A 4,747-nucleotide genomic window follows, 5' to 3' on the forward strand; every position below is an offset into this window, starting at 1 on the left:
CCGTCCTCGACCGGATCGCCGACGACGACCCCCTCGTCGCCCCGGCCGAGTGGCGCCCGACAGGTCGCCGACGGTCCGAGCACGGCCGCCCGATGCGCCGCCTGGCCTGGGCGATCGCGGCCATGGTCGTCGCCGTTGTCGCGCTCGTACCCCCAGTCCGGGCGGCTGTCATGGAGCTGCTCCACATCGGAGGGGTCGTCGTTCGCGTGGAGCCGGGGCCACCTCCACTGCCGTCCACCCGCGGTTCTGGGGCGTCCCCGACCCTTGGCCAGGGACCGGCCTCGGTCACCCTCGACGAGGCCAGGCGGATGCTCGGGTTCGACTTCGGTGTCCCGGCGGCGCTCGGGCCGCCGGAGACCGTGTCGGTATCGCACGAAGGTCGAGTGGCCCAGCTCACCTGGGGCGAGGGCACGGCGATGACCCGGCTGGACGTCCTCGTCGGATCTCCCGACTGGGGCTACCTCAAGCGGGTTTGGACCGCGGTCACGCCGACCGGAGTCAAGGGTCGCGAGGCCGTCTGGCTCGACGCCACCCACGAGATCGAGTGGATCGATCGGCGGGGAGTCACCCAGACCGCCCCGCCCAGGCTGGCCGGCCCGACCCTCATCTGGGTCGTGCCCGCCCCCGACGGACGCGAGCTGACCTACCGCCTCGAGGGCCCGTCGACGTTGGCCGCTGCGTTGGACATCGCCACCACGGTCCCCTGAGCACCAGCACCGAGGGAACCACGGAGGGTCGGGCGGTGTAACGACGTCACCGCTCGCGACAACTGGAGGAGCACCCCATGCGTAGGTTCATCGTTCTCGTCATCACCGCACTCGCCGGCCTCGTGCTGTTTCCGGCGAACCCTGCTCACGCGGGCGGACCGACCTCCGTTCTCGTGGTGGACCACGACGGCAGGCATGCTGCAGGCGCGCTGACGGGCAGTTCTGCCTACGACTCGCTGGCCAGGGCGTTGGACATCGAGAACCCACCGAACGGGGAGTCCAGGCCGGCGGACAGCTTCATGGCGGGCTCGATCCGCCTGACGTGGATGATCCATGATGTGCAGCCCTGGCGGGTGGACGCCCTGACGATCACAGGCTCGGACGTCTGGGTGAGCACGCTGCTGATGCGTGGCGGAGAGAGCCTGTTCTCAGGCTCCGAGTCCCAAGCCGAGGCGGTCTGGCATCGACCGGCGAACACCGCCCTGCTCCTCACGGCCCTGACGGACCTCGGCGTGCTGGGCGGCTACGCGCTCACGGCGCCCACCTCCACGGCCGATTCGATCGCCCCTGTGACCGGTGCCGCGGCGGGACCGGAGCGGTCCAGCATGGGCGTGCCGCCCGCGGCACTGGCCGCCGTTGCGGCCCTCTCGCTCTCCCTCGGCGCGCTGGCCGGCCGGTCGTGGCGCCTGCGCGGCCGGGATGCCTCCCCCGCAGGAGAGGAGGCGACCGCGGAAGTGCGGGCGACCGCGGGAGCGAGCCCAGCGGCATACGCCACGGGAAGGGAACACCTCAAAGGGTTCACCCTCCGCTAGAGGGTGAACCTCACAAGGTGGCGACGGTGTCGAGAGCCCGCTGGAGGTCCTCCGGGTACTCGCTCTCGAAGTGGACGTAGGCGCCCGTACCGGGGTGCTCGAACCCGAGTCCAACGGCATGCAGCCACTGACGGTCCAGGGCGAGCTTCCTCGCGAGTGCAGGATCCGCGCCGTAGAGCGGGTCGCCGCAGCAGGGATGCTTGATCGCCGCCATGTGCACCCGGATCTGATGCGTGCGGCCCGTCTCGAGGTGGATGTCGACGAGGCTCGCATGACGGAAGGCCTCGATGACCTCGTAGTGGGTGACCGACGGCTTGCCGCTGCGCATGACCGCGAACTTGTACTCGTGGCCCGGGTGGCGGCCGATCGGTGCATCGATGGTGCCGACGAGCGGATCCGGGAGGCCTTGGACCAAGGCGTGGTAGTTCTTGTCGACAGCCCGCGTCCGGAACGCCTGCTTGAGCCGGGAGTAGGCGTACTCGCTCTTGGCCACGACCATGAGGCCGCTCGTGCCGACGTCGAGTCGGCTGACGATGCCCTGTCGCTCGGGCGCCCCGGACGTGGAGATCCGGTATCCCGCAGCGGCCAGGCCACCGACGACGTCCGGCCCGGTCCAGCCCACGCTCGGATGAGCCGCGACCCCGACCGGCTTGTCGACGACGACGAGATCGTCATCATCGTGGACGATCCGCATCCCGGGCACCGGCTCTGCCACGACCTTGACGCTCGGACTCTCGTCCGGCACGGGAAGCGACACCTCGAGCATCGCCCCGGACGCGAGCCGGTCGGACTTGCCCGCCACCTTGCCGTCAACGACGACCAGCCCCTCACCTGCGAGATCGGCGGCGCGGGTTCGGGACAGCCCGAAGAGGCGCGCAACACCGGCATCGACGCGCTCACCACCCAGTCCCTCGGGGACGAAAACGGTCCGGACGTCAGCCATCCGACCGCTCCCCCGGCTCGTCGCTCACCTCTGGCTTCTCCGGCCACCCTGGGTCCTGGGCCAGGTTCTGCGCGAGCGGTGCGGCCTTCCTCTCGCGACGGCCGTCGACGCCCACTCCGAGCAGGGCGAGCACGACGATCAGCCCAGCGGCGCCGACGATCCAGATGTCAGCGATGTTGCCGATGAACCAGCCGTTGTAGTCGAGGAAGTCGACAACATGACCCTCGCCGCCACCGGGCGGTCGGACGAAGCGGTCCGTGAGGTTGCCCAGGGCACTGCCGAGGAGCAGGCCCAGGGCCAGGGCCCACGCCCGCGAGCCGAGGTCCTTCGACACGTACACGATGGCCACCAGGACGACCACGGCGATGATGGTCATGACCCACGTGTTCCCAGCGCCGAGCGACAGTGCCGCACCGGGATTGCCGATGAGCTTCAACTGGATGACGTCCCCGATGAACGGCCGTGGCTGTCCGTCTGCGAGGACGTCGAGGGCGATGAGCTTGGTGAGCTGGTCGCTCGCGTAGGCGAGGACCGCGACGACGACGAGGAGGACGAAGAGCCGCCTCCGGCGCGCGGTGGGCGGGTGGTCGGGCGGGGCTTCGTTCTCCACGGATCCTGGTGCTGCGGTGAGGGCGGAGGACACGGCATCGACGCCCACATGGGGCGTCGACGGTGTCTCGGTGGGCGTCAGTGGCGGGCTTGCTTCTCCTGGCATGTCAAGCACAGGGTCGCACGAGGACGGGCCTGGAGTCGAAGTTTGCCGATCGGGTTCCCGCAGTTCTCGCAGATGCCGTACGTGCCTGCCTCCAGCTGCTCGAGGGCATGCTCGGCCTGGGCGAGGCCGGCCCGCGAGTTCGCGGCCAGGGCGATCTCATGGACCCGCTCGGCCGTCTTGGCGCCGGCATCCGCCTGGTCGTCCCCCGCTCCGTCGCTCGAGGCGCGAAGCAGGTCATCGAGCTCCTGCTCGGCGAGCTCAAGCTCCTGTCGGTGCACCTGGATCTCCTCGAGGAGGATGGCGCGCACCTCTTTGATCTCTGCCGCACTCCACGGGCTCTCGTCGTCCTTGACCCGCAAGCGTTCGGCGAGCTGGCCCGCGCGAGCTGCTGTAGTGGTCCCTGCTCCGGACGTCGACTTGGCGCTGGTGCTCTTCACTGATGCTGCCCTCTTCATCGATGTGGACCTGGTGCCTGCGGACCGCTTGGAGGGGGCAGCCGCTGCTGCGGAGGTCGAGGCGGTGGCCTTCTTGGCCGCAGTCTTCGTGGCGGTGATCTTCTTGGCCGGGGTCGTCTTCGTGCCGGCGGACTTCTTGGCCGGGGCCGTCTTCGTGCCGGCGGACTTCTTGGTCGCCGCCGCCTTGGCGGCAGCGGATTTCTTCGTCGCCGCCGCCTTGGTGGCAGCGGACTTCTTCGTCGGGGCCGACTTTGCAGCGGTCTTCGTCCCGCTCTTCGTCGTCGCCGCCTTCGTGGCCGCTGCCTTCTTCATCGCCGGGGCAGCGCGCTTGGTGCCGGCCGGCTGCTTGGCCGACGTCGTCGCGGCGGTCCGTTTGGCGGTTGCCCCGGGGGCCGCCATCCCCTTCTTGGCGGTGGCGCTCGTGCGTGCCGTCGCCGACTTCGTCGCAGGAGTCGTCGTGGCGCCCGTTCTCGCCGGTGCCTTCCTCGGTGCTGCCATGTGGTCCTCCGTCACTGGGGCCGTCCACCTTGACAAGTGCCGCTGACAATAGGCGTCAACGAGCCCGCAGACAAACGTGAAACGCACAACTCGCCGATGGGGTTCGATCCTGAGACGACGAACGGCCGCCCGGGTCCACCGGGCGGCCGTTCCACTGCTGAGGTGACGGGCTCGTTCAGGCCTGGGCGCTGCCTGTCTTGGCGGCGTCCTGGACGCTGCCCTCCAGGTCGTGCAGCTGGCCCTCGATGTAGGACTTGAGGTTGGTGCGGTAGTTGCGCTCGAAGCCACGGAGCTCCTCGATCTTGCGATCGAGCGCCGTCTTCTGCCGCTCGAGCTCCTCGATCAGCGCTGCCTTCTTCTGCTGCGCCTCCGCAACCATTCCGGTCGACCGCTCGCGGGCCTCGGTGAGCATCTCGTCGCGCTTCGCCGTGGCTTCAGCGATGATCTTGTCGCGCTGACTCGTCGCCTCAGCGAGCATCTGGTCACGCTGGGCCGTCGCCGAGGCCGTCATCTCGGCCGCCTTGCGGGTCAGCTCGTCATGCTGGGTCTGAGCGGTGGAGATGAGCTCGCGGTGGCGCGCCTCCGCCTCGCCGACCAGCTGGTTGCGACGGGCCTCG

6 protein-coding genes and 1 pseudogene are annotated in these 4,747 nt (G+C 69.6%); 3 read left to right on the plus strand and 4 right to left on the minus strand.

What is annotated here, in order from left to right; translation table 11 throughout:
- A partial coding sequence (locus tag VIR15_RS16095) for a hypothetical protein (RefSeq protein ID WP_331929533.1) occupies window positions 1–707 on the plus strand: 707 nt, incomplete at its 5' end.
- A 77-nt stretch (window positions 708–784) separates the two neighbouring features.
- Window positions 785–1,519: a hypothetical protein gene (locus tag VIR15_RS16100; RefSeq protein WP_331929535.1), complete on the plus strand. Its 735-nt coding sequence runs from the start codon at window positions 785–787 to the stop codon at window positions 1,517–1,519.
- Window positions 1,520–1,529: 10 nt separating this feature from the next.
- Here VIR15_RS16100 and VIR15_RS16105 read toward each other — a convergent pair whose 3' ends face one another.
- The 3 genes from VIR15_RS16105 to VIR15_RS16115 all read right to left on the minus strand — a co-directional run bounded on the left by VIR15_RS16105 (window position 1,530) and on the right by VIR15_RS16115 (window position 3,614).
- Window positions 1,530–2,462 (minus strand): RluA family pseudouridine synthase, encoded by a 933-nt coding sequence (locus tag VIR15_RS16105; RefSeq protein WP_331929537.1) that lies wholly within the window; start codon window positions 2,460–2,462, stop codon window positions 1,530–1,532.
- Window positions 2,455–3,072, minus strand: a complete 618-nt coding sequence (gene lspA, locus VIR15_RS16110) for a signal peptidase II (protein ID WP_331929539.1) — start codon at window positions 3,070–3,072, stop codon at window positions 2,455–2,457. Before lspA ends, VIR15_RS16105 begins: the two co-directional genes overlap by 8 nt.
- A 77-nt stretch (window positions 3,073–3,149) precedes the next feature.
- A complete protein-coding gene (locus tag VIR15_RS16115; protein ID WP_331929541.1) occupies window positions 3,150–3,614 on the minus strand; it encodes a TraR/DksA family transcriptional regulator in 465 nt (154 codons plus the stop codon).
- On the opposite strand from VIR15_RS16115, the gene VIR15_RS16120 reads away from it, so the two are divergent.
- A complete protein-coding gene (locus VIR15_RS16120) occupies window positions 3,604–4,176 on the plus strand; it encodes a hypothetical protein (RefSeq protein WP_331929543.1) in 573 nt (190 codons plus the stop codon). The genes VIR15_RS16115 and VIR15_RS16120 overlap by 11 nt on opposite strands.
- A 129-nt stretch (window positions 4,177–4,305) precedes the next feature.
- Here the strand turns inward: VIR15_RS16120 and VIR15_RS16125 are convergent.
- Window positions 4,306–4,747 (minus strand): annotated as a pseudogene (locus VIR15_RS16125) (DivIVA domain-containing protein); the annotation flags it as partial.

The organism is Intrasporangium sp. (genome assembly GCF_036566125.1).
Taxonomy (GTDB): domain Bacteria; phylum Actinomycetota; class Actinomycetes; order Actinomycetales; family Dermatophilaceae; genus Intrasporangium.

Coding starts and splice junctions, on each gene's coding strand:
- VIR15_RS16100 (WP_331929535.1), top strand. CDS start 785: ATGCGTAGGTTCATCGTTCTCGTCATCACCGCACTCGCCGGCCTCGTG.
- VIR15_RS16105 (WP_331929537.1), bottom strand. CDS start 2,462: ATGGCTGACGTCCGGACCGTTTTCGTCCCCGAGGGACTGGGTGGTGAG.